Origin of the sequence: Bradyrhizobium sp. AUGA SZCCT0105 (genome assembly GCF_018129565.1) — a bacterium.
Classification (GTDB): Bacteria; Pseudomonadota; Alphaproteobacteria; order Rhizobiales; family Xanthobacteraceae; genus Bradyrhizobium.
Genome location: NZ_JAFCMK010000002.1, coordinates 1,267,123 through 1,290,633, shown reverse-complemented (window position 1 = coordinate 1,290,633; position 23,511 = coordinate 1,267,123). Strand labels below are relative to the sequence as shown.

The window sequence follows — 23,511 nt, the reverse complement described above, 5'->3', positions numbered from 1 at the left end:
TGTCGCAGCCGCGATATATACCTTTCTAATCTCTCATGTACGGATCAAATGAAGCGGGCCGATGCTATTTTTTCCCAGAAACCGAGAAGAGAGGAAATTTGCCGGGAATGTTCTTAATATCTTCGATCGTTCCGGCATCAACGGTTTCGAAGTGCTCTTTGATTCGTGCTTGTGTTGAGGCAGAGATCAAAATCTGCCCTTTTGTAGATCTCGATTCAATTCTGGCAGCTAAGTTTACGTCGGGGCCCAGTGCGGTGTATTGATCTCGCGATACAGGACCTACATTTCCGACCAATACATCGCCAGTGTGTATGCCGCATCCGAGGCCGATGTCGATCTTTTCAGCCGTATATAGGGTCCATTCAGCCGTCCACTTCTTGCACAAGACATCAAAGCGCTGCCGAAAATCAAGGGCTGCTTCTACGGCGTTTATTGCATCCTCTCGTCCTTTGTCTTCCCGATGCTGTAAGGCGCCGAATAGGCCCATCACGCCATCACCGATATATTTATCGAGTACACCGTGCCGGTCAAAAATCACGTTTGCCGCTGCTTCAAAATACTCTTTAAGAAAATCTGCAATAAGCGCGGGATGCCCCTTTAGACTGTCGCAAAGCTTGGAGAAGCCTCTCACGTCCCAGAAGCAGATTGTTACAGTGTCCCTGCGAAGCTCAAGTAGTTCAGGATTCTGTTCGAGTACGCCAAAAACGCGAGGATCGAAATACCTTTTCATGAATGTCAGCCGCTTCTCGTCGGCGATTTGCCGAGCCGTTAGCTGACGAAAACGCAATGCGGCCTGCGTCTTCACGATGATTTCTTCAGCCGCAATAACTCCCGGTGTATTCTTCTGCACGCAATCGAATGCTCCGAGCTCGAAGGCTTTGTAGCGATCAAGATGCTTCTCGAATGCAGTGATCAGGATCACCATTACGAAGGGATCGCGCGCCTTCGCGTTGCGAAGCACCTCCATTCCGCTTTGATCCGTGGCCATCACTAAATCAGTGATGACCACATCGATCGAATTGCCTCCTAGGACTTCCGTGGCTTCATGCTCATTGGCCGCCGTGAGAATGATCCAATCTGGATTCCTATCACCTACTTCCCTCTTCAGGGCATTTAGGTTTTGCGGCTCATCATCGACTATGAGGATGCTAGGCATGTGGTTTGCTTCCCTACTTGCCGGCCGCTTGCGGCAAAAAGATTTCGAAGTTAGCCCCTTGACCGGTGGCGCCGACCTCGCGGATAGCGCCGCCGTGTGCCTCGATCAGCCGTTGGACAAGCGCCAAGCCCAATCCTGTACCATGCGGGTAAGTACTGTAAAATGGCGCGAAAATCTCATCCTTCTTTTCGGTCGGAATGCCCTCTCCGTTGTCTTCAAAACGGATGCGTACGTACTTCTTTGTGACATCCAAGGTCACGGGAAGATCATCTTTCTGCGATAACTCTAAGCGGATTCGGATCTGTTTGTCAGGCTTCTGCAACCAATGAAGTGCGTTCGCGAAGAGTTCGTCAAAACACTCGGCCATCCGAACTGGATCGGCCTCGATCGATCGGTTTTTTATTTCGGAGGCGATGTCGACCTTGACGCCATTTGCGGTTGCGACTTGGGCTGCTGTCTCGATAATAGGAAGGAGATCGATTGACCGCTTCGAGATGTTATTTGCTTTTGTCAGAGATTTGAATTGTTCGATTATCGTCTTTGCTTTCTCGATTGAGATATTCATCTCATCCGTGATTTCTTTGGCCCCCGAAGCTTGATCCTTGATTTTCCTTTTGAGCCCAAGCAAATTTGTTTCAAGGGCAAATACTGGATTTCCGAGTTTGTGGGCTGCGGTGAAGGCGACGTCTTTCCAGACTGCATCGCGTTCAGCCTTAACGCGACGTCCTTTTTCATTTTCCAGGGTGGCGATGGTTCTCGCGTACTGCTCTGCCAGCGCGGAATATTCGAGATACAGCTCCTCGTAAGACTTTCGGGAAGGAGAGCGATTGCGCTGCTCTTCGCCGAAGTATTTGAACGCGATCTGCGGATGCTGCCGGATTAAGCTCACGAGTTGGCGCCTATCCCACACTCGAACACGTAAGGCACGTGCTGTCCGGCTGTCGGCTTGACGGCGTTCTAATCGGCGGAACTGGTCCTCCAGAATTTCCGCGGACGAGTCGCCTCTAACAAAAATAAAAAGGAGAGTAACAGGAGTATCTTGAGTTGCTTCAATGTCCCGGAGCCCTTGACGACGTAAGCGCGTTAGCAAGAAATCAGGATCATGAAGTGCCATGGTAAGAAGCTTTTCGGATGCAGTCCGCAGGCCCATTGAAATGAGCCATAGTTCGCTATATTCGAACCCGTCTGGATCTTTCTTAGGTAGACTAGCAACAACATCTATTTCATCGAGATGCTTGCCCCATTCCACTCGTCGATAGCCCATTTGTGTAAGCAATTCGAAGCAGAGGTTTTCTAGGTCTCTGGGGTGAAGCGTTTCAAAGTCAATTTCGGGCAGTGTTGACCGTACAGCAAGCTGCGAAATGCTCCGAAATCGACGAGGATTGCGAACTACGTCTTCAAAAAACTTTCGTAGAGACAGTTGCAGTCGGCGAAGGCCTGCCGTCGACTTGTCATACGAAATCTTAGTTTGGTCAGAGCGTAGGAAAAAATCGGGAGGCCGCACTTCCTCATCGACTAGGAGGACGATCGGCTTACCTATGGCCTGCGTTAGGCCAATCTCGTAGTAGACATTTTGGCTCTGGCTTTGGCTTAGAACGGCAACTACTAGATCGGCTTGCTGAAGATCAGACATTGCAGTGGTTTCGGGTTGCAATGGCAGCACTTCGTCACGCGCTACGACTCTGATGTTGCTATCCCGTGCGGCGGACAATATTGACCGCCGCAAATCTTCATACTCGACGCCGCGGGGGGCGATTATGGCGCACGTGAGACGCGTCCGCCGGGCAGGCGTCGAGGCTTCTGCCATTCAGGTGACTCCCTGGTGATGCACTATGGCGACGAAAAAGAAACGTAACGGCAAGTAGGCCCTCACAACACCCGATTGCTCTCCTTCACCTTGTCCGCGTCGAGATACAGGTTCTCGCCCATCTCCTTGAACTTGGCGCTCATCGTCGCCATGCCGTCCTCGATGGTGCCTGAGATCGACGCCCCGACGCCGGTCGGATCGTTGAGCGTCGCGGCGTAGTCGCGGACGTCCTGGGTGATCTTCATCGAGCAGAACTTCGGGCCGCACATCGAGCAGAAATGCGCGACCTTGTGGGCTTCCTTCGGCAGGGTCTCGTCGTGGAAGTTCTTCGCGGTCTCGGGATCGAGACCGAGGTTGAATTGGTCCTGCCAGCGGAAGTCGAACCGGGCGCGGCTGAGCGCATCGTCGCGGAGCTGCGCGGCGGGGTGGCCCTTGGCGAGATCGGAGGCGTGGGCCGCGATCTTGTAGGTGATGACGCCGACCTTGACGTCGTTGCGATCGGGGAGACCCAGATGCTCCTTCGGCGTGACGTAGCAGAGCATCGCGCAGCCGAACCAGCCGATCATCGCGGCGCCAATGCCCGAGGTGATGTGGTCATAGCCCGGTGCGATGTCGGTGGTCAGCGGTCCGAGGGTGTAGAACGGCGCCTCGCCGCATTCCTTGAGCTGCTTGTCCATGTTGATCTTGATTTTGTGCATCGGCACGTGGCCGGGGCCCTCGATCATGACCTGGCAGCCCTTGTCCCACGCGATTTTTGTCAGCTCGCCGAGTGTCTCCAGTTCGGCAAACTGCGCGCGATCGTTCGCGTCGGCGATCGAGCCGGGGCGCAGGCCATCGCCGAGCGAGAACGAGACGTCATACTTGCGCATGAGGTCGCAGATCTCGTCGAAATGGGTGTAGAGGAAGCTCTCCTTGTGATGCGCGAGGCACCACTTCGCCATGATCGAGCCGCCGCGCGACACGATGCCGGTGACGCGGTTCGCCGTGAGGTGGATGTAGGACAGCCGCACGCCGGCGTGGATCGTGAAGTAGTCGACGCCCTGTTCGCACTGCTCGATCAGGGTGTCCTTGTAGAGCTCCCAGGTCAGCTTGACGGGATCGCCTTCGCACTTCTCCAGCGCCTGGTAGATCGGCACGGTGCCGATCGGCACCGGCGAGTTGCGCAGGATCCATTCGCGGGTGGTGTGGATGTTGCGCCCCGTCGAGAGATCCATCACGGTGTCGGCGCCCCAGCGGATCGCCCACACCATCTTGTCGACCTCTTCCTCGACCGACGAGGTCACCGCCGAGTTGCCGATATTGGCGTTGATCTTGGTCAGGAAGTTGCGGCCGATGATCATCGGCTCGAGCTCGGCGTGGTTGATGTTCGATGGGATGATGGCGCGGCCGCGCGCGATCTCGCTGCGGACGAATTCCGGCGTGATGAACGCCGGCACCGCGGCGCCGAAGCTCTCGCCGTCGGCAAGCGCGGCTTCCGCGCGCTCGAGCTGCTGCTTGCGGCCGAGATTCTCGCGCTCGGCGACGTAGATCATCTCCTTGGTGATGATGCCGGCGCGGGCAAACTCGAGTTGCGTGATCTTGTGACCGTCGAGGCCGCGCAGCGGCTTGTGGTGCGCGGTGAACGCCTTGGCAGCGTGGGATGCGCCGACATTGCCGTTGTCCTCCGGCTTGATGGTGCGTCCCTGATATTCCTCGACGCCGCCGCGCTCCTTGACCCAGGCGAGGCGATTGCGCGGCAGGCCACTGTTGACGTCGATCGTCACGGCCGGATCGGTGTAGGGGCCGGAGGTGTCGTAGACCGGCAGGTTCGGCTCGCCGGCGCCTTCCGACAGGATGATCTCGCGCAGCGGCACGCGGATGTCGGGCGCGGCTGCGGGCGTTGCAAAGATCTTGCGCGATGAGGGCAGCGAGCCGGTGGTGACGGCGGGGAGTGTGGTGTCGGGGTTGGAGCGGATGTTCATGGGGATCCTCCGGTTTAATTCGTGTCAGTTGTTGCCGTCATTGCGAGCGCCGCGAAGCAATCCATAGTTCCGCAAGCGGAGGCGTGGATTGCTTCGTCGCTTGCGCTCCTCGCAATGACGGTGGCGAGAGTTGTCTGCATCACGCGGCCTCCGCGCTGAGGCCGAGCCATTGCCGCACCCGCGCGTCGGGGTCGGCGTTCTGGGTGACGTCACTGACGACGGCGATCGAGTCGGCGCCCGCGGCGAAGATCTCGGCCGCGTGCTCGAACTTGATGCCGCCGATCGCGACAAGCGGAATGGCGCCGATGCGCTTCTTCCACTCGGTGATCTTGGGTATGCCCTGCGGCGCGAACCGCATCGACTTCAGCGTCGTGAAGAAGATCGGGCCGAGCGCGACGTAATCGGGTTTCGCTGCGAGCGCGGCGTCGAGTTCGGCATCGTCATGGGTGGAGACGCCGAGCGTGAGCTTTGCCTTGCGGATTTCAGCAAGGTCCGCGTCGGCGAGGTCTTCCTGGCCGAGATGCAGATGCTCGGCGCCGGCAACGATCGCCGCGCGCCAGTAATCGTTGACGACGAGCTTTGTGCCCGTGCCCCTGGTCACCGCCAGCGCGTCGCTGACGATCTGCAACGCCCCGGCATCGTCGAGCTCCTTCGCGCGCAGCTGGATGGTGCCGACGCCGAGTTTGGTCAGTCGCTCGACCCACTGGACGCTGTCGACGACGGGATAGAACGGATCAGGATACGCGTGGCGATCAGGATACGGCATGCCAGAACGGGGTCCCAACGACAGGGGTGGAGGGGGAGGCGAAGTCGCGGGCTTCCATCAGCCCGGCTTCATAGGCGGTGCGGCCGGCCTCGACGCCGAGGCGGAAGGCATTGGCCATCGCAACCGGATCGGCGGCTTTCGCCACCGCGGTGTTGAGCAGCACGGCGTCGTAGCCGAGTTCGAGCGCTTCGGCGGCATGCGACGGCGCACCCAAGCCGGCATCGACCACCAGCGTGATGTCGGGCAGGCGGTCGCGCAGCAGCCTCAAGGCATCGCGGTTGATGATGCCTTTTGCACTTCCTATTGGCGCGGCCCACGGCATCACCACCTTGCAGCCGGCCTCGACCAGGCGCGAGGCCACCGAGAAATCCTCGGTGCAATAGGGGAACACTTCAAAGCCGTCCTTGATCAGGATGGTGGCGGCCTCGACCAGGCCGACCACGTCGGGCTGTAGCGTGTCGTTGTCGGCGATCACCTCGAGCTTGATCCAGGGCGTGCCGAACAATTCGCGCGCCAGCTTTGCGGTGGTCACCGCCTCGCGCACGCTGCGGCAGCCCGCGGTGTTCGGCAGCACGGTGACGCCGAGCTCGCGGATCAGCGCCCAGAACGCATCGCCGGTCTTGCCGCCCGCGGCTTCTCGGCGGAGTGATACGGTAACGATGCTGGCGCCCGAAGCGCGGATCGCGCCCTGCATGATCGCGGGCGACGGATACAGCGCCGTGCCGATCAGCAGGCGGGAGGGGAAGGATTTGCCGTAGAAAGTGACCATGATCCGTGGTGTCTCCTCAAATCAATCTGTCGTCCCGGCGAAGGCCGGGACCCATAACCACGACCGGCAATTGCCGCAGGGAACGTCTCCCCGCGTGCTTCACGGAAGGGCCGCGGAGTATGGGTCCCGGCTTTCGCCGGGACGACGAGGGGAGAAGGCTTGCATGAAGTGCCATCACATCACCCTCCCTGCCGCGGCGTGATGATCTCGATCTCGTCGCCGGCCTTGAGAGGGGTCTCGGCCCAGCGGCTCTTCGGCACCACGTCGTAATTCACTGCGATAGCGAAATGGGTGCCCTCGTAGTCGAGCTCGGCGAGCAGCGCGTCGACGCTGGAAGCCGCGATCTCCCGCTGCTCGCCGTTCACGATCACGCGCATTGCATCACCTCATTGTCGATTTCGCCGCGCGCGAGATAGGCGAGCGTCAGCTCGGCCAGCGCCGGCGCCAGCAGGAAGCCGTGGCGGTAGAGTCCGTTCACCGTGATGCGTTCCTGCTCGATGCTGATTTTGGGCAGATTGTCCGGAAACGCCGGGCGCAGGCCGGCGCCGAATTCGACGATGCGCGCCTCGCCGAAGGCCGGATGCACCACGTAGGCGGCGCCGAGCAATTCCAGCGCCGAGCGCACACTGACGCCGTTGTCCTCGGCCTCGATCGAGGTCGCCCCCAGCATGAAGCGGCCGTCGCCGCGCGGGATCACGTAAAGCGGCCAGCGCGGATGGATCAGCCGCACCGGCCGCAACAATTCGACCTCCGCGGTCTCGATGACGATCATCTCGCCCTTGACGCCGCGCAGGCTCGGCTCGCGGTCGCGCGCGGCAACGCCGCGGCAGTCGATCACCAGGCCGTCGAGATCATCAGCCTCGGCGTCGCTGCCGAATTTGATGGCGCCGCCGGCCTTGGCGATCGCGGCATGCAGCCGCGGCAGCACGCGGCGCGGCTCGACATGGCCCTCGTCGGGATAGAACAGACCGTCACGAAAGCGGCCCTCGAGCGACGGTTCGAGTTCGCGGACGCCCTCGGCATCGAGCCGGCGATAACCTGACGTGAGGCGGGCAAAGCGCTCGAAATCGGCGCGGTCGCGCGGATGCGCCACCACCAGCGAGCCGTTGAACGCCGTTTCCGGAAAATGCTGCCGCCACAGGTCGAGCGAGCGAATGCCGAGCCGCGAGATCACGGGTTCGGAGGCCTCCGCCTCGCACCACGGCGCCAGCATGCCGCCGGCCCAGTGGCTTGTGGATTGCGTCATCGCAGCGTCACTGCGCTCATGCAGGGTGACGGCACGTCCGGCCTCTGCGAGCAACAACGCATGCCAAGCGCCGGTTATGCCTGCGCCGATGATGGAGACGGGGGAATCCCCCCGCGCTTGTGACGTCTGATACATCCCTGTCCCTTCGCCGGCATGACCCGGATCAGGTTCAAAGGGTCACCGCGGTCCCGAACTGATCGCCGTGATGGCGAAGTCCAAGCTTGCGGTATCTCAGCTCCTCCTTCGGAGCACCCCTCGGAACGCCCCTAATGTAGGCTGATGGGCGGATGTGTCAACTTGTATGCCAGGAGCGGCACCGCGGTGTGCGCAGAACGCGCGTGCCCCGGACGCAGTACAGCGCGACAGCGGTGCGCGGCTGAGCCAGGCGTATTCTTTCGAAACGGAGGTCCCGGCTCTGCCGAGCAACGCTTGCGCGTTGCACCGCGTCCGGGACACGCAAGCAGCTATTTGGGAGCCTGTTCCGGCTTCGGCTCGGCGGTCTCGGCCGACATTTTCTCTTGCTTGGCGAGCTCCTTCGGCGGCACACCCGCGCCGCCATGCATCGCCTCCTGGAGGTGACCGCCGCGCTGCCGCTTTGCGACATAGTAGTACCCGCCCGCGAAATAACGCACGGCTCGGTCGAAATCCCCATTGGCGGCGCGATAGGCGCCCGCGAGGTATTTGACGCCGTATTTGAGGTTGGTCGCGGCGTCGCGCAGACCTTCGGCGGTACCGGTGTAGCCGACCCCGCGGGCGGTCGCGAGCTTGATCTGCATCATCCCGATGGCGCCGCCGCGCCCGATCAGCTGCGGATGGTACTTGCTCTCGCGGACGATGACGCGATGCACCAGCTCTTCCGGCACCAGGTTGGCCTGGGCCTCGGCCGCCACGATCGCCTCATATTGCGCCCGCGATTGTGCACGCGCGCTGGCGCAGGACGCCAGCACCGCGATCGCGGCGGCAAGGCAGCTAAGGCTCTGAAGGGTCTTCATCTCGGGTCGCCCGGGTGATCAAACGCGCGTCGGTTCTGCGGTCTCATTGGTACGGCGAGCGGGCAGGAATGTGGCAAAACCTTCGCATCAGCGAAACGTTCCGCGTCCGTGATCGTCTGGGTGCGGCTGAAGCGGACGATGCGCTTGCGAAGACAGATGCTTCAAATTGTTTGCTTCAAACGTCGCAGCCGAAAATTGTTTTTGCGTCCGATTCTTGCGGCCGCCTTTTGCCGCACACTATCCACAGCGGATTGTCGTGCAAACGACTCGATGAAGGTCTACACTGATCGGCGACAGCGCGCGTGTCAGCACGTCTGTCCGTTCAAAAGCACGCAAGAAACAACATTCGGGAGATGCGCCATGGTCCGGCAGGACACCGGCTACATGCCTCGCGAAAATCCCTGCGCGCAATGCGGCAAGCCGATTGCCCGCCCCGATTGGGTGGAGCACAGCGAGGGGCGCACGTCGTTCCTGTGGAATTGCCGCGTCTGCAATTACCGCTTCGAGGCCATCGCGATCTACGACACCGCGCAGCTCACGCCGCTCGCCGCCTGACGCTTTGGTTATCGGTCAGCTTCGTCGCCGATCAGCCCCGGCTGATCAGGCTGCGGACTTCCGCGGCTGCAACTGTTGCTGCCGCGCCGGCAGTTCGATCCGGACCACGAGCCCGTGCGGCTTGCGATCGTGCAGCGACAGCGTGCCGCCATGCGCGAGCACGATGGCGTTGGCGATCGACAGGCCAAGGCCAAAGCCTTCAGCCTCGTCCATGTTGCGCGCCTGGTCGCCGCGCACGAACGGCTCCAGCACGCTCGCCTTGTGCGCGTCCGAAATGCCGGGGCCGTCATCCTCGATGTCGATGACGAGGCGATCCGGCTTGACGTCGAGGCGAACAGCGACTTCGCCGCCGAAGCGCACGGCATTATCAACCAGATTGGTGATGCTGCGATGCAGGTCGGCTGGCCGCGCGGTCGCCATCGCGTGCTGCGGACCCTCGTAGCGGACCTTATGTCCCATGTCGGCGAACTGGTCGGTGACGAGGTGCAGCGTGCTCGCGATGTCGACCAGCGTCATCTCCTCGAGCTTGCGGTCGTTGCGCAGGAACGACAGCACCGATTCCAGCATCGAGCGCATCTGGTCGAGATCGCGCAGCATGCGGTGGCGATGGGTCTCGTCCTCGATGAATTCGGCGCGCAGCCGCATCCGCGTGATCGGCGTGCGCAGGTCGTGGCTGATCGCGGCCAGCATCTTGGTGCGGTCGTCGATCAATGCCGTGATCCGCTCGCGCATCCGGTTCAGCGCCTTGGCCAGCGAGCGGATCTCCTCGGGGCCGCGTTCGGGCAGCGGCGCGGCAGCGCCGTTCAGGCTGAAGGTCTCCGCGGCCTTGACGAAGGACGACAGCGGCGCCGTCAGCGCCCATGCCGCCCACAGGCCGAGCAGGGTGACGCTGATGACGGCGAACAGCACCGTCATCATCCACGGCCCGCCCCAGAACGGCCGCATGTGCTGGTCCGGCATCAGGTTCGCGGCGAACATGGTGCCGTCAGGCAGGCGGATCGCGACGCGGCGGATCTCGCCGTCATGCGGCGTGCTGCCCGCCTCGCGCGGCAGAGAGAAGACGTGATAGCCGGCGCCGAGCCGGCGCAGCGCGTGCAGGCTCGGCGGGTCGGTCTCGGTGAGGGCGCTGGTATCGGACGTGAAGTCAGCGATCGCAAGCTGCGGGAAGGCTCTGATGACGTCGGCCTGGAGCCGCGGCCGCTCCGATGCCGGCGCGTGCCCGAGCAGTTGCGCGGCGGCGGCGAGCTGGGTGTGCCAGCGGTCGGACGGCTCCGGCCGGTCCGGGTGATGGATCAGGAAGGTGGCGGTGATGATCAGGTGCAGCGTGACGATCGAGACGACGACCAGCGCCGCCATCTGGGCGCCGATCCCCCGCAGACTCAGCACACGCAGCAGCTTCATGGTCAGTTGCTCGTGGCGGCAACCGCCTCCACCCTGGGAGTGAACACATAGCCGCCGGACCGCACCGTCTTGATCATGGTGGCTTCCTGCGGATCGGGTTCGATCTTGCGTCTGATACGGCTGACCAGCACGTCGATCGAACGCTCGAACGAGCCGGCGCTGCGGCCCTGCGTCAGGTCGAGCAGGCTGTCGCGCGACAGCACGCGGCCGGGCCGTTCGCAGAAGGTGCGCAGCAGGTCGAACTCGGCGCTGGTCATGGCGACGCGCGCCCCTTCGGGGTTGCGCAGCTCGCGCAGGCGGATGTCGATGCGCCAGCCGAGGAAGGTCAGCGTGGTCGCCCCCTCGATCGCGCTGGCGTTGCGCGCGGCGGCCTGCCGGCGCAGCACCGCGTTGATGCGCGCGAGCAACTCGCGCGGGTTGAACGGCTTGGCCAGGTAATCATCGGCGCCCATCTCGAGGCCGAGGATGCGGTCGACGTCCTCGCCGCGTGCGGTCAGCATGATGATCGGCGTCTGCGACTCCGCGCGCACCTTGCGGCACAGGCTAAGGCCGTCCTCGCCCGGCAGCATGACGTCGAGCACCAGGAGATCCACGCGGTGGTCGGTCATGGCCTTGGCCATCTCGCGGCCGTCGGAGGCGGTCGTGACATGACAGGAATTGGTACGGAGATATTTTGCGATGAGCGACCGCGTCTCGCGGTCGTCCTCGACGACAAGGATATTGGGCGCAGCCTGGGTCATACCGACTCTTTTGTCCGTGATTCGGGGGAAGCGGCTCAGGAATTTTGTTTCAGTGTATTTCTGAAATCTTGCCCGGCAGAACGAGTTTACAGATCGGTGCTGTCGAGAAAAGTTATCGTTCTGTCATCAAGCCTAATGCTTTGAAATACGGATAGAACTTTCCAAGGCTGCGCCGCGGCCCCGAGCTGCCTTGGCGGCCCGAAAAAGGGAAGGGCGGCTGTCATAACCAGGGCCGGAACCCGTTCCCCCGGCGACGCGTTATTTCTCTTTCAGGCCAGGAGGGTGAGATGGCTGTCGAGGTCAGTGCAAGGCCGCATCAGCTCATTGCAAGCGATCGCGTCGAGGGCACGGCGGTGCGCCGGGCCAATGGCGACATGATCGGCCATATCGAGCGGCTGATGATCGACAAGATCTCGGGCAAGGTGTCGTACGCGGTGCTGAGCTTCGGTGGTTTCCTCGGTATCGGAACCAATCTGCTTCCGCTGCCGTGGGGCCGGCTGCACTACAATACGAAGTTCGAGGCTTATGAGCTCGACATCGAGGACGACGAATTGAAGCGCGCGCCGTCGTTCCGTGCCGACAAGGATTTCGATTGGGGCGACCGCTCGCAGGAAGTCGAGCTGCATCGCTTCTACGGCGTGCCGCCCTATTGGGGCGGCTTCTGAGCGCGGCAAGTCACGCGCAATCAGCGTCCGTGGCGCGAGGCGCGCTGCGACATGCGCGTGCGGATGATTTTGGGCAAGCGCGGTTCGCCGGGACGACTTAGTGAGCCAAACATCGTCACATCAGGGACTGCGCGTCCGGCGCAGTCGTGAGGCTCAACCGCAGCCTACTTGAGAGATCACGATCGCTTTCGTCAAGCACCGCAGCGTTCCATGTGTCGGAAAGTGCGCAACCCTCGGGCTTGCCGCATCGCTTCCATGGCGTTCCCGGCATGGCGTTCCCAAGCATTGGGGCGGCTTTTGAGCGCAGGCTCGTTAGGAACGGTCGCGGACATCACGGGTTTTCCCAGCATCGATTTTGCGAACTGAGGAGAGCGCAACTATGTTGGTCAAATCCATCATCGCCGGCGTGGCCGGCTCCGCCCTGCTTGCAACCGTCGCGATTGCACAGACCCCCACCGACAAGGGCGACAAGATGTCTCCTGCGGCATCGACGACAACGACCACGTCATCGACCTCGTATCAAGGCAACTGGCGCGCGTCCAAGGTCGTCGGCCTCAGCGTGTACAACGACAAGAACGAGAGTGTCGGCTCGATCAATGATCTCCTGATGGAGAAGGGCGGTGCCATCAAGGCCGTCGTCATCGGTGTCGGCGGCTTCCTTGGCGTCGGCGAGCATCTGGTCGCAGTGCCGCTCGACAAGGTGAAGTTCGTCAACGAGCCGGTCGCTTATACCGGCGCGTCGAACACCGGCAGCACGACCAAGTCGACGACCACCACCGGCGCGGCGCCCGCAGCGGCGGCGTCGAAGCCGAATCCCTGGTATCCGGATCACGCGGTGTTCAGCGCGACCAAGGACGAGCTGAAGGCGATGCCCGAGTTCAAGTACGCAACCGAGTAACGCGGATCGCCCTGTGTGAAAGACGAATGCGCCCGGCGATACCGGGCGCATTTGTCGTTAGGCGCATGAAATCCGCGTCTGTTGCCAGCGTCACCAGCCGAGTTCGCGCAGATAGGCCGCGCGGGCGGCGACGCCGGTGTGCGTGAAGTCCGTGAAGACCCCATCCACGCCGAGACGGAAGAACTTCAGATATTCCAGGCCAGGGTCGCCGCGATAGTCGGCAGCCAGATATTTCTTCTCGTTGCGGAACGTGAAGACATGCACGAACAGGCCGAGCTTGTGCGCGTCGGCAATGACGCTGGTGGCGTCCTGCGTCGAGGCATCCGCCGTCGATCCCTTGTAGGGCGTGCCGTCGGCGTTGGTGTCCTTCCACGGTGAGATCTTGTAGGGGACGATATAGGCCTTCCACGGACCGATGCCGTCGGCATAGGTCTTGATCTCCGCGAGGCCCTCGGGCGTCAGCATCGCATCGAAGGTGCGGCCGTCACCCGCGACCGTCCAGTCGTACGGGCGGGAATTGGCGATGTTGTTGAGCAGCACCTTGCCGGTCTTGAAGTCGACGCCGTTGCCATCGATCAGCTGGACCTGCCGCGTTTCCAGTCCGTGACTGCGCATATATTTCAAGCTGCCGGGCTCAAAGCTCTGAACGATGATCGGAGCGTCCTTCGTGTTGAGGCCGTTATCCCTGATGATCTTGATCAGGGCGTCCTCGAGCGGGTGGCTGCCGGGCGCGCCGCAGCCATTGGCGATCGCCTGGGCATTGTTCCAGGTCGGATTCTTGGTTTCCGGATAGACCGCGATCGAACGTCCCGTCGTCTTGCTCTTGGCTTTGGCGATGTCGATGATGTCCTGGAAACTGATGATCGGAAACTTGCCGTTGAACAGTTTTGGCCGTTCGTTGGCGGCATCATAGGTGGTGCCGGCGATCCAGGTCTTCAGCTCGTCCATGGTGAAATCGGTGATCGACCAATCATTGGTGTGGTCGTCGCCATCGACGATGAGCGCCTTCAGCACCGATTTGGGATCGGCCGGATCGATGAGGTCGGTGGGATATTCGGCCGGCCCGCTGGTCGGCGTTTGCGCCCATTTCACCTTGACGGGAACGCCCGGCGCGGTGCGCTTGCGCTTCGCGACATCCGCATTGGTCTTCGCCACTTCGGCGACGTTGGTGTTGTCGCCGAGCCACGGATTGTGACGCGCCACCAGCACGCAATCCTTGGTTAGATGCAGGTCCTCTTCGAGCGCGTCGGTGCCGAGGTCGGCGGCCAGCTCATACGATGCCTCGGTCTCCTCGGGCACCAGGCCCGGCACGCCGCGATGCCCGATCACAAGCGGCTGCTTGCCGTCGACGGTCAGGAACGGCTTGGCGCCGGCCGGCGCCGGGCCGGTTTGCGCTGACGCCATCGACGGCAGCAGGATCGCCAAAGCCGCCGCACCGAGCAGCATCGCGCCAACATGCGCCTTCCGTCGCGAACGAATCTGCCTCACGGCCAAATCTCCATCTTTTGCGCGGCATCGGGGCGATGCCATGAGGGCCGAGCCGAACAGGACCGACGCTGTTGTCTTCTTGTCGCAATCTTCTGACAGTCCGATGACTATTCGGCGAGGCGGGCAGACACAAGCTTCCGCGTCGGGCCGGAGGGCGACAGCACGCACTTCATTGCGGCTCGCGACCGGGCGCGGCGCGTTGTCAACGCTCGATCCGGACGCTCATGCCGGGTTCGAGACCTTCCGCGGCGCCTGCGGGGTCGAGACGCAGGCGCAGCGTGTTGCGGTCGTGATCGCCGATCACGCGCTCGGCCTGCCAGGTGGCAAACACCCCGAGCGGCCGCAATTCGGTGATGGCAGCCTTGGTGGCGGCGCCGGAGCCGTTTGGTATCACGCTCACGGTCTTGCCCATCGCAAGGCCGTCGAGATGGTCCTCGCGCACATTGAACGACAGCCATTGCTTGCCGGCCGCCGCGATCATCAGGATCGGCTGACCCGCACGAACGTTCTCGCCCACTTCGCCTGCGATCACGCTGACCACGCCGTCGACCGGTGCGCGCAGCACCATCTTGTCGAGACGGCGCTCGAGCACCGCGACGGCGGCCGCAGCCGCCTGCACTTGCGCCTCGGCGATGGCGCGCTCCTCTTTGGTCGGCCCTGCCACACCCGCATCGTAATTCGCCTGGGCCGCCGCCACGCCGGCGCGCGCGGCGGCAACGTCGTTCTCGGCCTGGTCGAGCGCCTGCTGGGTTTCAAAGCTCTGGCTCGCCAGCGTGGTGATCCGCTTGAGCTGGGTCTCCACATAGTCGAGCCGTGAATTGGCCTTGGAGATCGCGGCTTTCAGCGAGTCGATCTGCTCGCGGCGTACGCCGGCATAGACGTTGTTACGGTTCGCCACCGCGGCGGCATGCGCGGCCCGCGCCTGGTCGGCCTGCGCGCTCAACTCGACCGCGGAGAGTTTGGCGAGGACGTCGCCCGCGTGCACCTTGGCGCCTTTCTCGACTGCGATCGACACCAGCTGGCCGTTCACTTCCGGCTCGATCCTGACCTCGGTCGAGCGGACCACGCCGACGATTGCAGGGGCCGGCGTTGCGCGGCTCTCGGCGTAGATCAGCGCGCCCGCGACGAGCCCAAGCGGGATCGCGACAATGGCGATGCGCCTAGCGTTGGGCATCTTGCTGTCCTCTCTTGAACACCAGCGCGGAGATCACGGCGAGCACGAAATAGCCCAGTGCCAGGCACCACAGCCTCAGCCAGTCATGCGAGACCTCCCAGATGCTGGCGCCGAGCTGGTTGATGCGCACGAGGCCGTCGATCGCCGAGTCGGCCGGAAACAGCCGGCCGAGTGCCGTGGCCGCAGGGGGGATGGCCTCGCGCGGCCATGCGAAGCCGGCGGTGAAGAACTGCGGCAGGCTGGTCGCCAGCAGCAAAATGGTGGCGTTCTCCGGCCGCGTGAACCAGGCGCCGATCGCCTGTCCCATGAAGCTCGTCGCCAGCAGGAAGACGGTCGCGAGCGCGAAGATCTGCGGCAGATGCCCGAGCGTCGAGAAACCATAGATCCGCGGCAGCACGATCAGATAGAGCGCGAGCGCCGGCAGGTAGATGGTCAGATGGGCCACGCCGCGCCCGAACACGCCCGCGACCAAGTTGCGAGAGTTCGCAACAGTGCTGCGGGAATTCGCCAGCGCCGTGCCGGTCAGCATCGCCGCGCCGATCAGCAGCGTCTGTTGCAGAATCAGCATGAACGCCGCCGGGACGATGTAGCTCGCATAGCCGCCGACCGGGTTGAAGATCGGTTGCAGCAGGACGTTGGCCGGGCTGAGGCTTGCGAGCTTCGCCTTGACCAGACTTCCGTCGGCGCGGGCGCCCCGCGACACCAGTTCGGATGTCAGCGTGCCGATCGCGGTGGCGACCGCGCCTGCGGTCGAGCGGAAGATGAACAGATAGGTGGCGTCGGCATAGACCGGGATGTGCGCGGTGAGGCCCTTGAGCACGTCGCGTTCGGTGCCGGGCGGGATCTGCACCGCGGCAAATGCATAGCCGCGGTCGATCGCGGTGCTTGCCTCCGCAAGAGTGCGGGCGCGAACCGTCACGCTCAATGTGCCACTGGCATCGAGCGTCTCGACGATCTGGCGCGAGAGATCGCTGAGATCATTGTCGACGACCGCAATCGGCAGCTTGCGCAGGATCTGGTTCAGATAGGGTTGCGGATAATAGATGCCGTAGACCAGCGGCGCGAGGAACAGCAGGCTGAAGGCGCTGCGCGTTCCGAGCACGCGCCGCCACTCCGCCGTGAAGGCGCCGCCGACGCCTGATGACGCCGGCTCGCTGACCGGCGGTTCGGCCGGCCGCGCCGCCGCAAACCAGCCCCTGCGCGTCAGGCTCGCCATGCGCAGCAAGGCGAGCGCGGCAAACAGCAGCGTAAGGCCTGCGAGCGCGGCGAAGGGGATCGCCGATTCCGATGCCGGCAATCCACGCGCCGCTTGTCCCATCAGCACTGCCATGTACCAGCGCAGCGGCAGGATCGCGCTCCAGACCTGCGCAAACGTATTCATGCCGATGGTGGGAAAGCCGACACCGGCATAGCCGAAGGCGGGGGAGGCGATCAGGCCGGCAAGGCCGAGCCCGGTCGCGAGGTCGCCGACCAAAAGCTGCAGCAGCGCGCCGAGCGACAGGTAGGCGATGATCAGAAGCAGGCCCGCGGCAATCATCAGCAGCACGTCGCCCTTGAAGGGAATCTGCAGCACGCCTTCGAGGATCAGCGGCTGGGCCAGCATGATCAGGATGAAGATCACGAACAGCGGCGCCAGCTTGCCGGCGAGCGCGGCGATCGGATCGCCGCCGGCGCTTTCGAGCCACTCGCGCGCGTTGCGGCGGTGGAATTCGGAGCCGACCGAATAGCCCGCGGCGAGCGTGATCACCACGTGGATGATCGTCGGCAGCAGCGCGCGCAGCAGGAACTGCGCGTAGTTCTTCTGCGGATTGACCAGCGCGATGGTCTCCGCCGACAGCGTTCCCATCGATGCCGGGGCGGGGGCGGCGCGGTTGGCGGGAGCTGCCGCGCTCGCCGCGGCGGACAGCACATCGTTCAGGCCCGACGACGCGATGCCGGCCGCGGTCAAGAATTGCTGGTTGTAGAAGCCGACCACCTGCGGACGGCGATCGGCCTTCAGGTCGCGTTCGAAGTTCGGCGGGATGAAGATCGCCGAGATCGCCTTGCCGGACCGGATGTCCTGCACGGCTGACGACAGCGAGCCGGAATCGTCGACGATCCGCAGACTCGGCGACGCCGCGACCTGCTGCGTCAGCGCGCGCGAAGTATCCGACTTGTCGGTGTCGACGATGGTGACGCCAAGGCCGCGGATCACCGGTTGGCTGAACACGGCCGTGAGCACCACGAAGGCGAACAGCGGCACGCCGAAGATCAGCAGCAATGCCACGCGGTCGCGCACCAGCCACTGGCATTCGCGCTGTGCGACCCGCCAGAATCCGGGCTTTGAGGCCAGCCTCATTGCCGCGACCGCCAGTCGAGATAGGCGCTCATTCCGGGCCGCAGATCGGGCACCGGCTGGACCGGATAGGCGCGGATCGAGAATGTCCGCAAGTCGAAATCGCCGGTGGCGCGGGTCGCCCGCCAGCTCGCATATTCGCCCTTGGTGGCGATCAGCTTGACCTCGACCGTGACATGATGGTCGTCGAGCGCCGGAATCCGGACGTCGAACTTGTCGCCGACCTTCAGGCCCTTCACCAGATCCTCGCGCAGATCGAAATGGATCCACAGGTCGCCGAGATTGATCAGCGTCACCAGCGGCACGCCCGGCGAGACGAACTCGCCCGGCTCGACGTTGCGCTGATAGACCTGCGCGGCGACCGGCGCGTAGACCGCGAGCTGATCGATGACCGACTGGACGCTCTGAATGTCGGCTTCGGCCTTCTCGACATTGGCTTTCGCGATCGCGCGTTCTTCCTTGGTGTAGCCGTTGACCGCCTGCTCATAGGCCGATTTCGCCTGATCGAGCCCGCGCTCGGCTTCGTGCAGCGCATCGGTGGTCTGATCGAGGCGGGCCTGCGGCGCGTTACCTTGCTCGGTCAGTGTCTTGGCGCGATCGAAGGTCTTCTGCGCCAGCACCTGCGCGGCCTCCGCGCGCTCCATTTCCGCCTTCCGCGCGGCAATGGTTTCCGCCCGCGTTCCAACCATGACATTGGCGAGCTGCGCATCCGCGACGGCCTTGGCGGCGCGCATCTGATCTTGCTTTGCCAGCGTTTCCGGATTGTCGATCTTCACCAGCACGGCGCCCGCCGCCACGTTCTGACCGCGCTCGACCGGGATGTCCTTGACCCGTCCGTCGACGCGCGCGGCGATATCGAGCCGCGTTGCATCGACCTCGCCCTGCACGAGCAGCGGCTCGGGCCGCAGCAGATAATAGATCGACAGCGCAACGATGATTGCTGCAACGCCGCCGACAATGATCGCCGGCATGCGCGTTGCCGCGTGCGCATTGTCCTGGCGCGGTGCTTGTGGTGGCTCCGACGTGCTTCGGCTCTCACTACCAGAAGGTGACACGTCCATGACTGACCCCACATTGGCTCACGACCAGGATAGTCATTCACTATGGCGTGGATGTTAAATCCTGCCAACCTCGGCAGCCTGTCCGATCCGGCTTGAATTTGACCGAAGCAACCGCGTCCGGTGCCGCGCAAGCGATCTCGCTTCGATGTGCGCCGCATCGACGCGCGGTTGCGTGCACAATTCCAGCGGCGGGCGCTTTGAAGCGCGTAGCCCGCGTGCTCGCTGCATGTGACGAACCATCCTGCAGTGAACCCAGGTTCCGCCCAGGTTCGCGCCTGCGAGCACCAGCGTGCCCGCTGACTTTCGCGCCGCTGCCGCGTGGCCCGAGCAGGCCGCCATTGCGGGCCGCGCATGGCATCGCCGGTCACACGGATATTTGAAGCCCCGCGCCCGAATAAATCGCATCCGATTAAATCGGGACACTTGAAGACCGGTCGCGCCATGCCTTTATCAGGCGCGAGCGAATTAATCGTATACGATGTAAATCGCGGGAGCGTTGCCATGACTACCAGGGTTTCCCACGTCGCCAGGACGTTCAGCACGACGACGTTCAGAACCATCGCGCTGGCGGCAATGCTGTCGGCTATCACAGCGACGGCGGCCTCGGCCCAGGCCGCGATCTCCGAGCCGGCAGCCTACCAGGCGCTGTATCCGTATCGGGACGTGCTCAATAACGGCGCGCCGACGCCGGCGGCCAGGCTGGTGTTGCTGCCGCCCGCGGTGCTGCAGGCGCTGCAAGCGCAGGAGAGCGGCATCGGCGTCGTTCACGTGCCGCGCCGCAGTACGCATCGTGCCCGGCGCTGAGGCCCCACACGGGGATGTGCGTCGATCGACCCACATCCTCAAACCGGATCAGACCAGCTCTCGCGACCGTGATTGAATGATAACAATCATTCTATTGATCGCCGGTGCGGCTCGACTACGTCGAAATGCAGTAGCTTTCCCTTATGACGGAGACGTTCCATGACCAAGCAGATCGACGACCTCTCAAGGTACTATCGCTATGAGCTCGTGCACGGCGACCATGCCGATTTCATCGCCTATCAACGCAATCAGGGCGACGGCGTCTGGCAGACGTATTCGACCTGGATGATCCCGCGCCCGAATGGCGAATAGCGCCGGCTGACGCGGGCGATTACCGGGACCTGCCGCGGAAAGAGACGCGGAAAGAAAAATGCGCCCGGTGCCGGCCGGGCGCATTTCTTGTTGGCTGTCATCAGGCGCACATCCGGGGGACCCGGCCCGCGGCAGCGTGCTCGTCAGTTCGACTTCACCAGCGGGCAGCCGCCCTTGTCGAGCGGACGGAAGGCTTCGTCGCCGGGCACGGTGGCGATCAGCTTGTAGAGATCCCACTCGCCCTTGGATTCCTCGGGCTTCTTGGTCTCGAACAGGTACATGTCGTGCACCATGCGGCCGTCGATCCGGATATGGCCGTTCTTGGCGAAGAAGTCGTTGACCGGCGTCTTGCGCATCTGCTCCATCACCTTCGGCGCCTCGTCGGTGCCGATCGCCTCGATCGCCTTCAGGTAATGCATCGTCGCCGAGTAGAGGCCGGCCTGGATCATGGTCGGCATGTGGCCGACCTTCTCGTTGAAGCGCTTCGAGAAGGCGCGGGTCTCGTCGTTCATGTCCCAGTAGAAGGCGTCGGTGACGATCAGGCCCTGTGTCGCCTTCAGGCCCAGCGCATGGGTGTCGGTGATTTCCATCAGCAGCGCGATCAGCTTCTGGCCGCCCTGGGTCAGGCCGAACTCGGCGGCCTGCTTCAGCGCGGTGGTGGTGTCGCCGCCGGCATTCGCCAGCGCCACGACCTTGGCCTTGGAAGCCTGCGCCTGCAGCAGGAAGGACGAGAAGTCCGACGAGTTGAGCGGATGGCGCACGTCGCCCAAGACCTTGCCGCCGGTCTCCTTGACGACGTTGGCGGCGTCGCGCTCCAGCGCCATGCCGAAGGCGTAGTCGGCGGTGACGAAGAACCAGGTGTCCTCGCCGCGCTTGACCATCGCCTTGCCGGCGACGTTCGACAGCGCGTAGGTGTCGTAGGTCCAGTGCACGGTGTTGGGTGAGCAGGCAGTGCCGGTGATATCGGAGGAGCCGCCGCCGGAATTGATGTGGATCTTGTTCTTCTCGCGCGTCAGCGCCGAGATCGGCAGCGCGACCGACGAGGTCGGCACGTCGAGGACCGCATCGACCTTGTCGTTGTCGTACCAGTTGCGCGCGATGCTGACGCCGACGTCGGGCTTGTTCTGATGATCGGCCACGACGACCTGGATCGGCTTGCCCTTCACCTTGCCGCCGTAGTCTGCGACCGCCATCTCGACCGCGGCGACCGAGCCCTTGCCGGTGGCGTCCGCATAGAGGCTCGACATGTCGGTGAGCACGCCGAGCTTGACGACGTCGTCGGAGATCTGGGCGTTCGCCGCGGTGCCGGAGACCGCGAGCGCGAGGCCGGCCGCTGCTGCGGCCAAGAGCGATTTCATCGTGTTTCTCTCCCTGATCTTTTCCTTGGGGGTTGCTTCCACGAGGCACCTTCTATCCGGTGCGGCAACCTGTCGCAAAGACGACTTTTTGGGCATGCGTGAGTCGCGGCCCGCGGTGGCGTGCCGGCTCCTTTACCTCGCCCCGTTTGCGGGGAGAGGTCGGATTGCGGAGCAATCCGGGTGAGGGGGTACAGGTCTCACTGCATTCGCGACCCGTGGAAAAAGCCCCTCACCCCAGCCCTGTCCCCGCGAAGGGCGGGGAGAGGGGCAAGACTACAGCGCCGGCAGCGCGGTGACGGCGGCCTTGATGTTGCCGTCGGTCTCCACGATCACCCGGAGCGTCTTCGAATCGAACGCGATGCCGGCGAGGCGGATGCTGTTGACGTCGGCGTCGACGCGGATGCCTTCCTCGTTCTTCTGCAGGTCGGCGATGGCGGCGGTGATCTTCCGCTGCGCGTTGGTCGCGAATGGCTTGAGGTCGACGACCAGCCGGTCGGCGAGCGCCTGCTGCAGATGCGGGATGGCCGCGCGCGCGGCGGCGCCGAGCAGGCCGAACGCGGCCTCGGACTCGACCGCCAGCTCGACGTCGGTGAGCCGCAGCGTCTGCGCCGCCTGGTCGAGCCGCGGCCGGCCCCAGATGTGCACGGTCGCCTCGGCGCCGAAGCCGAAGAAGCTCTTCTTCTCCTTGGCGTGCACCAGAAGCGAGATCAAAAGCCGGTCGCCGGAGGCGGCGATGCTCGCACTCTTGACGGTCACGTCGACCGGGCCGGAGCCGTCCTCGGGGAAGGTCTTGCCCTTCAACTGCGCCTCGACGAGCTGCGTCAGCGTGGTGAAGGACATGTCGACCGGCAGGCCGACCGAGACCTGGCTCGGCATCGGCGGCACGATCGAGAGCTTGTCGGGGAACGGGCAGTTCGGCGTGGTCTGCGTCTCCGTGATCCGCGTCTCGGCCTCGATCCCCATGGTCAGGATCAGCGAGGACGCATCGACCTTCGGCTGCGCGGCGATCGCGCGGGTCGGCCGCAGCTCGAGCCACATCGGCGGCATCGACGCGGTGCCGCCGGTGCCCTGCAGCGGGATCGAGCGGCAGGCCTTGACCCATTGCGTGCGGGCGGCGTTCTGGAACACCGGGTTGTTCTGCAACCGCGCCTCGACCACGGAAATCTGGTCGGCGACCGCCTTGTCGATGACCGGCTTGACCTGGGCCGGCACGCTGATGCGGACGCCGGCGGCCGACAGGCTGGTGTCGCCGAGATTGACTTGCGCCTGCAGGTTCGGCTCGATCCGCCAGGACGCGCCGAGCTTCGGCCGCGCGGTCAGCGTGACGCTGCCCTTGATGTCGGCATTGGCGTTGATGTTCTTGATGTTCACGGCGCCGATCTGCTTGGCGACGTTGCCGCCGAGCAGGCTGCCGAGCGCGTCGCTGACCGCGCCGGTCGCCTTCGCCGACAGCGAGCCGGTGACCTTGAGCGTGCCGTTGATCGGGGTCGTCAGCGTCAGCACGTCCTGCGCGCCGGTGGCCGCGATCGGCCCGCGCGAGGCGGTCCAGCCGATGTCGGCATTTTGCAGGATTTGCTGGACCGGATTGTCGGCCTTGCCGCCGAAGGTCTTCGGCGCGCCGCGTTCGGCGGCATCGCGGATCGCAGACAGCGCGACCGAGACCTGCGCCACGACCGTCGAGGAGCGCGGCGCCGGCGGCAGCGGCGGCAACTGCACGAGCGGCGGTGTCTGCACCGTGACGCTCGGCGCGAGCCAATCCATGGCCTTGAGACTGATCGCGAACGAGACCAGCACCACCGTGAGCCCGAGCGCGATCGTTCTTGGATGCATCGGTAGACGCATCATTCCCCCGGATGAAATCAACTTGACGGGTTGTACAGGCCCGCCGACGAGGGCGCCAGTGTGGCGGGATCAAGCTGCTTCGGGGGCGGAGGCGGGCCGGTCGCCCGAGATCACCTGTAAGTTAACGATCTGGACGTTAACGATCATGAACGCGACGACGGCCCCGGCATCGTGCCGGAGC

21 protein-coding genes and 1 riboswitch are annotated in these 23,511 nt (G+C 63.6%); of the genes, 5 read left to right on the top strand and 16 right to left on the bottom strand.

The annotated features are described in order from the left end of the window. Nucleotides 1-64: 64 nt before the first annotated feature. From JQ573_RS15175 to JQ573_RS15140, 8 genes are all read right to left on the bottom strand, one after another. On the bottom strand, nucleotides 65-1,156 hold the full coding sequence (locus JQ573_RS15175) for an adenylate/guanylate cyclase domain-containing protein (RefSeq protein ID WP_212310612.1): 1,092 nt from the start codon (nucleotides 1,154-1,156) through the stop codon (nucleotides 65-67). Nucleotides 1,157-1,169: 13 nt separating this feature from the next. Next, complete coding sequence (locus tag JQ573_RS15170; protein ID WP_212310611.1) at nucleotides 1,170-2,963, bottom strand: HAMP domain-containing sensor histidine kinase; 1,794 nt, start codon at nucleotides 2,961-2,963, stop codon at nucleotides 1,170-1,172. Between the two features lie 62 nt (nucleotides 2,964-3,025). After that, entirely contained in the window at nucleotides 3,026-4,924 is a 1,899-nt protein-coding gene (gene thiC, locus JQ573_RS15165) for a phosphomethylpyrimidine synthase ThiC (RefSeq protein WP_212310610.1), read from the bottom strand. A 139-nt stretch (nucleotides 4,925-5,063) separates the two neighbouring features. Then, complete coding sequence (locus tag JQ573_RS15160) at nucleotides 5,064-5,690, bottom strand: thiamine phosphate synthase (protein WP_212310609.1); 627 nt, start codon at nucleotides 5,688-5,690, stop codon at nucleotides 5,064-5,066. Beyond that, complete coding sequence (locus JQ573_RS15155) at nucleotides 5,677-6,459, bottom strand: thiazole synthase (RefSeq protein ID WP_212310608.1); 783 nt, start codon at nucleotides 6,457-6,459, stop codon at nucleotides 5,677-5,679. The genes JQ573_RS15160 and JQ573_RS15155 overlap by 14 nt, the downstream gene beginning before the upstream one ends. Before the next feature lie 179 nt (nucleotides 6,460-6,638). Then, nucleotides 6,639-6,836: a sulfur carrier protein ThiS gene (gene thiS, locus JQ573_RS15150; RefSeq protein ID WP_212310607.1), complete on the bottom strand. Its 198-nt coding sequence runs from the start codon at nucleotides 6,834-6,836 to the stop codon at nucleotides 6,639-6,641. Beyond that, a complete protein-coding gene (locus JQ573_RS15145; RefSeq protein ID WP_212310606.1) occupies nucleotides 6,827-7,840 on the bottom strand; it encodes an FAD-dependent oxidoreductase in 1,014 nt (337 codons plus the stop codon). The genes thiS and JQ573_RS15145 overlap by 10 nt, the downstream gene beginning before the upstream one ends. Continuing rightward, nucleotides 7,828-7,971: riboswitch (TPP riboswitch) on the bottom strand. (Overlaps the previous gene by 13 nt.) Before the next feature lie 198 nt (nucleotides 7,972-8,169). Continuing rightward, nucleotides 8,170-8,697 (bottom strand): lytic transglycosylase domain-containing protein, encoded by a 528-nt coding sequence (locus tag JQ573_RS15140; protein WP_212310605.1) that lies wholly within the window; start codon nucleotides 8,695-8,697, stop codon nucleotides 8,170-8,172. 360 nt (nucleotides 8,698-9,057) lie between these two features. Between JQ573_RS15140 and JQ573_RS15135 the strand changes: the two genes are divergently transcribed. Beyond that, entirely contained in the window at nucleotides 9,058-9,252 is a 195-nt protein-coding gene (locus tag JQ573_RS15135; RefSeq protein WP_212310604.1) for a hypothetical protein, read from the top strand. 45 nt (nucleotides 9,253-9,297) lie between these two features. On the opposite strand, the gene JQ573_RS15130 is transcribed toward JQ573_RS15135, so the two are convergent. After that, nucleotides 9,298-10,653, bottom strand: coding sequence for an ATP-binding protein (locus JQ573_RS15130; RefSeq protein ID WP_212310603.1), 1,356 nt, complete (start codon nucleotides 10,651-10,653; stop codon nucleotides 9,298-9,300). Between the two features lie 2 nt (nucleotides 10,654-10,655). Then, nucleotides 10,656-11,393: a response regulator gene (locus JQ573_RS15125; RefSeq protein WP_021079973.1), complete on the bottom strand. Its 738-nt coding sequence runs from the start codon at nucleotides 11,391-11,393 to the stop codon at nucleotides 10,656-10,658. Between the two features lie 287 nt (nucleotides 11,394-11,680). Between JQ573_RS15125 and JQ573_RS15120 the strand changes: the two genes are divergently transcribed. Then, nucleotides 11,681-12,058, top strand: coding sequence for a PRC-barrel domain-containing protein (locus JQ573_RS15120; protein ID WP_212310602.1), 378 nt, complete (start codon nucleotides 11,681-11,683; stop codon nucleotides 12,056-12,058). A gap of 379 nt (nucleotides 12,059-12,437) precedes the next feature. Next, nucleotides 12,438-12,956 carry a PRC-barrel domain-containing protein gene (locus tag JQ573_RS15115; RefSeq protein ID WP_212310601.1) on the top strand — a complete coding sequence of 173 codons (519 nt, stop codon included), beginning with the start codon at nucleotides 12,438-12,440 and terminating at the stop codon, nucleotides 12,954-12,956. A 90-nt stretch (nucleotides 12,957-13,046) separates the two neighbouring features. Here the strand turns inward: JQ573_RS15115 and JQ573_RS15110 are convergent, their stop codons facing one another. The 4 genes from JQ573_RS15110 to JQ573_RS15095 all read right to left on the bottom strand — a co-directional run bounded on the left by JQ573_RS15110 (nucleotide 13,047) and on the right by JQ573_RS15095 (nucleotide 18,924). Next, nucleotides 13,047-14,444 (bottom strand): glycerophosphodiester phosphodiesterase family protein, encoded by a 1,398-nt coding sequence (locus tag JQ573_RS15110; protein ID WP_312011471.1) that lies wholly within the window; start codon nucleotides 14,442-14,444, stop codon nucleotides 13,047-13,049. A 202-nt stretch (nucleotides 14,445-14,646) separates the two neighbouring features. Continuing rightward, a complete protein-coding gene (locus tag JQ573_RS15105; protein ID WP_212310600.1) occupies nucleotides 14,647-15,618 on the bottom strand; it encodes an HlyD family secretion protein in 972 nt (323 codons plus the stop codon). Beyond that, the gene (locus JQ573_RS15100; protein WP_212310599.1) at nucleotides 15,605-17,956 is read right to left on the bottom strand and encodes an ABC transporter permease; all 2,352 of its coding nucleotides are present in this window, start codon (nucleotides 17,954-17,956) and stop codon (nucleotides 15,605-15,607) included. Before JQ573_RS15100 ends, JQ573_RS15105 begins: the two co-directional genes overlap by 14 nt. Next, complete coding sequence (locus JQ573_RS15095; protein WP_249131704.1) at nucleotides 17,953-18,924, bottom strand: HlyD family secretion protein; 972 nt, start codon at nucleotides 18,922-18,924, stop codon at nucleotides 17,953-17,955. Before JQ573_RS15095 ends, JQ573_RS15100 begins: the two co-directional genes overlap by 4 nt. 591 nt (nucleotides 18,925-19,515) lie before the next feature. Here JQ573_RS15095 and JQ573_RS15090 point away from each other — a divergent pair. Both JQ573_RS15090 and JQ573_RS15085 read left to right on the top strand, forming a co-directional pair. Then, a complete protein-coding gene (locus JQ573_RS15090; RefSeq protein ID WP_212310810.1) occupies nucleotides 19,516-19,818 on the top strand; it encodes a hypothetical protein in 303 nt (100 codons plus the stop codon). A gap of 159 nt (nucleotides 19,819-19,977) precedes the next feature. Continuing rightward, nucleotides 19,978-20,130: a hypothetical protein gene (locus JQ573_RS15085; protein ID WP_212310597.1), complete on the top strand. Its 153-nt coding sequence runs from the start codon at nucleotides 19,978-19,980 to the stop codon at nucleotides 20,128-20,130. Between the two features lie 143 nt (nucleotides 20,131-20,273). On the opposite strand, the gene JQ573_RS15080 is transcribed toward JQ573_RS15085, so the two are convergent. Then, nucleotides 20,274-21,488 (bottom strand): ABC transporter substrate-binding protein, encoded by a 1,215-nt coding sequence (locus JQ573_RS15080; protein WP_212310596.1) that lies wholly within the window; start codon nucleotides 21,486-21,488, stop codon nucleotides 20,274-20,276. A 273-nt stretch (nucleotides 21,489-21,761) separates the two neighbouring features. Next, nucleotides 21,762-23,330 carry a DUF4403 family protein gene (locus tag JQ573_RS15075; protein ID WP_212310595.1) on the bottom strand — a complete coding sequence of 523 codons (1,569 nt, stop codon included), beginning with the start codon at nucleotides 23,328-23,330 and terminating at the stop codon, nucleotides 21,762-21,764. Nucleotides 23,331-23,511 lie beyond the last annotated feature (181 nt).

Bases quoted from the DNA above. Each gene is read 5' to 3' on its own strand.
- JQ573_RS15120 (WP_212310602.1), top strand. From the start codon at position 11,681: ATGGCTGTCGAGGTCAGTGCAAGGCCGCATCAGCTCATTGCAAGCGAT.
- JQ573_RS15170 (WP_212310611.1), bottom strand. From the start codon at position 2,963: ATGGCAGAAGCCTCGACGCCTGCCCGGCGGACGCGTCTCACGTGCGCC.
- JQ573_RS15105 (WP_212310600.1), bottom strand. From the start codon at position 15,618: ATGCCCAACGCTAGGCGCATCGCCATTGTCGCGATCCCGCTTGGGCTC.
- JQ573_RS15130 (WP_212310603.1), bottom strand. From the start codon at position 10,653: ATGAAGCTGCTGCGTGTGCTGAGTCTGCGGGGGATCGGCGCCCAGATG.
- thiC (WP_212310610.1), bottom strand. From the start codon at position 4,924: ATGAACATCCGCTCCAACCCCGACACCACACTCCCCGCCGTCACCACC.
- JQ573_RS15115 (WP_212310601.1), top strand. From the start codon at position 12,438: ATGTTGGTCAAATCCATCATCGCCGGCGTGGCCGGCTCCGCCCTGCTT.
- JQ573_RS15095 (WP_249131704.1), bottom strand. From the start codon at position 18,924: ATGCCGGCGATCATTGTCGGCGGCGTTGCAGCAATCATCGTTGCGCTG.
- JQ573_RS15145 (WP_212310606.1), bottom strand. From the start codon at position 7,840: ATGTATCAGACGTCACAAGCGCGGGGGGATTCCCCCGTCTCCATCATC.
- JQ573_RS15175 (WP_212310612.1), bottom strand. From the start codon at position 1,156: ATGCCTAGCATCCTCATAGTCGATGATGAGCCGCAAAACCTAAATGCC.
- JQ573_RS15075 (WP_212310595.1), bottom strand. From the start codon at position 23,330: ATGCGTCTACCGATGCATCCAAGAACGATCGCGCTCGGGCTCACGGTG.
- JQ573_RS15135 (WP_212310604.1), top strand. From the start codon at position 9,058: ATGGTCCGGCAGGACACCGGCTACATGCCTCGCGAAAATCCCTGCGCG.
- thiS (WP_212310607.1), bottom strand. From the start codon at position 6,836: ATGCGCGTGATCGTGAACGGCGAGCAGCGGGAGATCGCGGCTTCCAGC.
- JQ573_RS15090 (WP_212310810.1), top strand. From the start codon at position 19,516: ATGACTACCAGGGTTTCCCACGTCGCCAGGACGTTCAGCACGACGACG.
- JQ573_RS15080 (WP_212310596.1), bottom strand. From the start codon at position 21,488: ATGAAATCGCTCTTGGCCGCAGCAGCGGCCGGCCTCGCGCTCGCGGTC.
- JQ573_RS15085 (WP_212310597.1), top strand. From the start codon at position 19,978: ATGACCAAGCAGATCGACGACCTCTCAAGGTACTATCGCTATGAGCTC.
- JQ573_RS15160 (WP_212310609.1), bottom strand. From the start codon at position 5,690: ATGCCGTATCCTGATCGCCACGCGTATCCTGATCCGTTCTATCCCGTC.
- JQ573_RS15155 (WP_212310608.1), bottom strand. From the start codon at position 6,459: ATGGTCACTTTCTACGGCAAATCCTTCCCCTCCCGCCTGCTGATCGGC.
- JQ573_RS15125 (WP_021079973.1), bottom strand. From the start codon at position 11,393: ATGACCCAGGCTGCGCCCAATATCCTTGTCGTCGAGGACGACCGCGAG.
- JQ573_RS15140 (WP_212310605.1), bottom strand. From the start codon at position 8,697: ATGAAGACCCTTCAGAGCCTTAGCTGCCTTGCCGCCGCGATCGCGGTG.
- JQ573_RS15100 (WP_212310599.1), bottom strand. From the start codon at position 17,956: ATGAGGCTGGCCTCAAAGCCCGGATTCTGGCGGGTCGCACAGCGCGAA.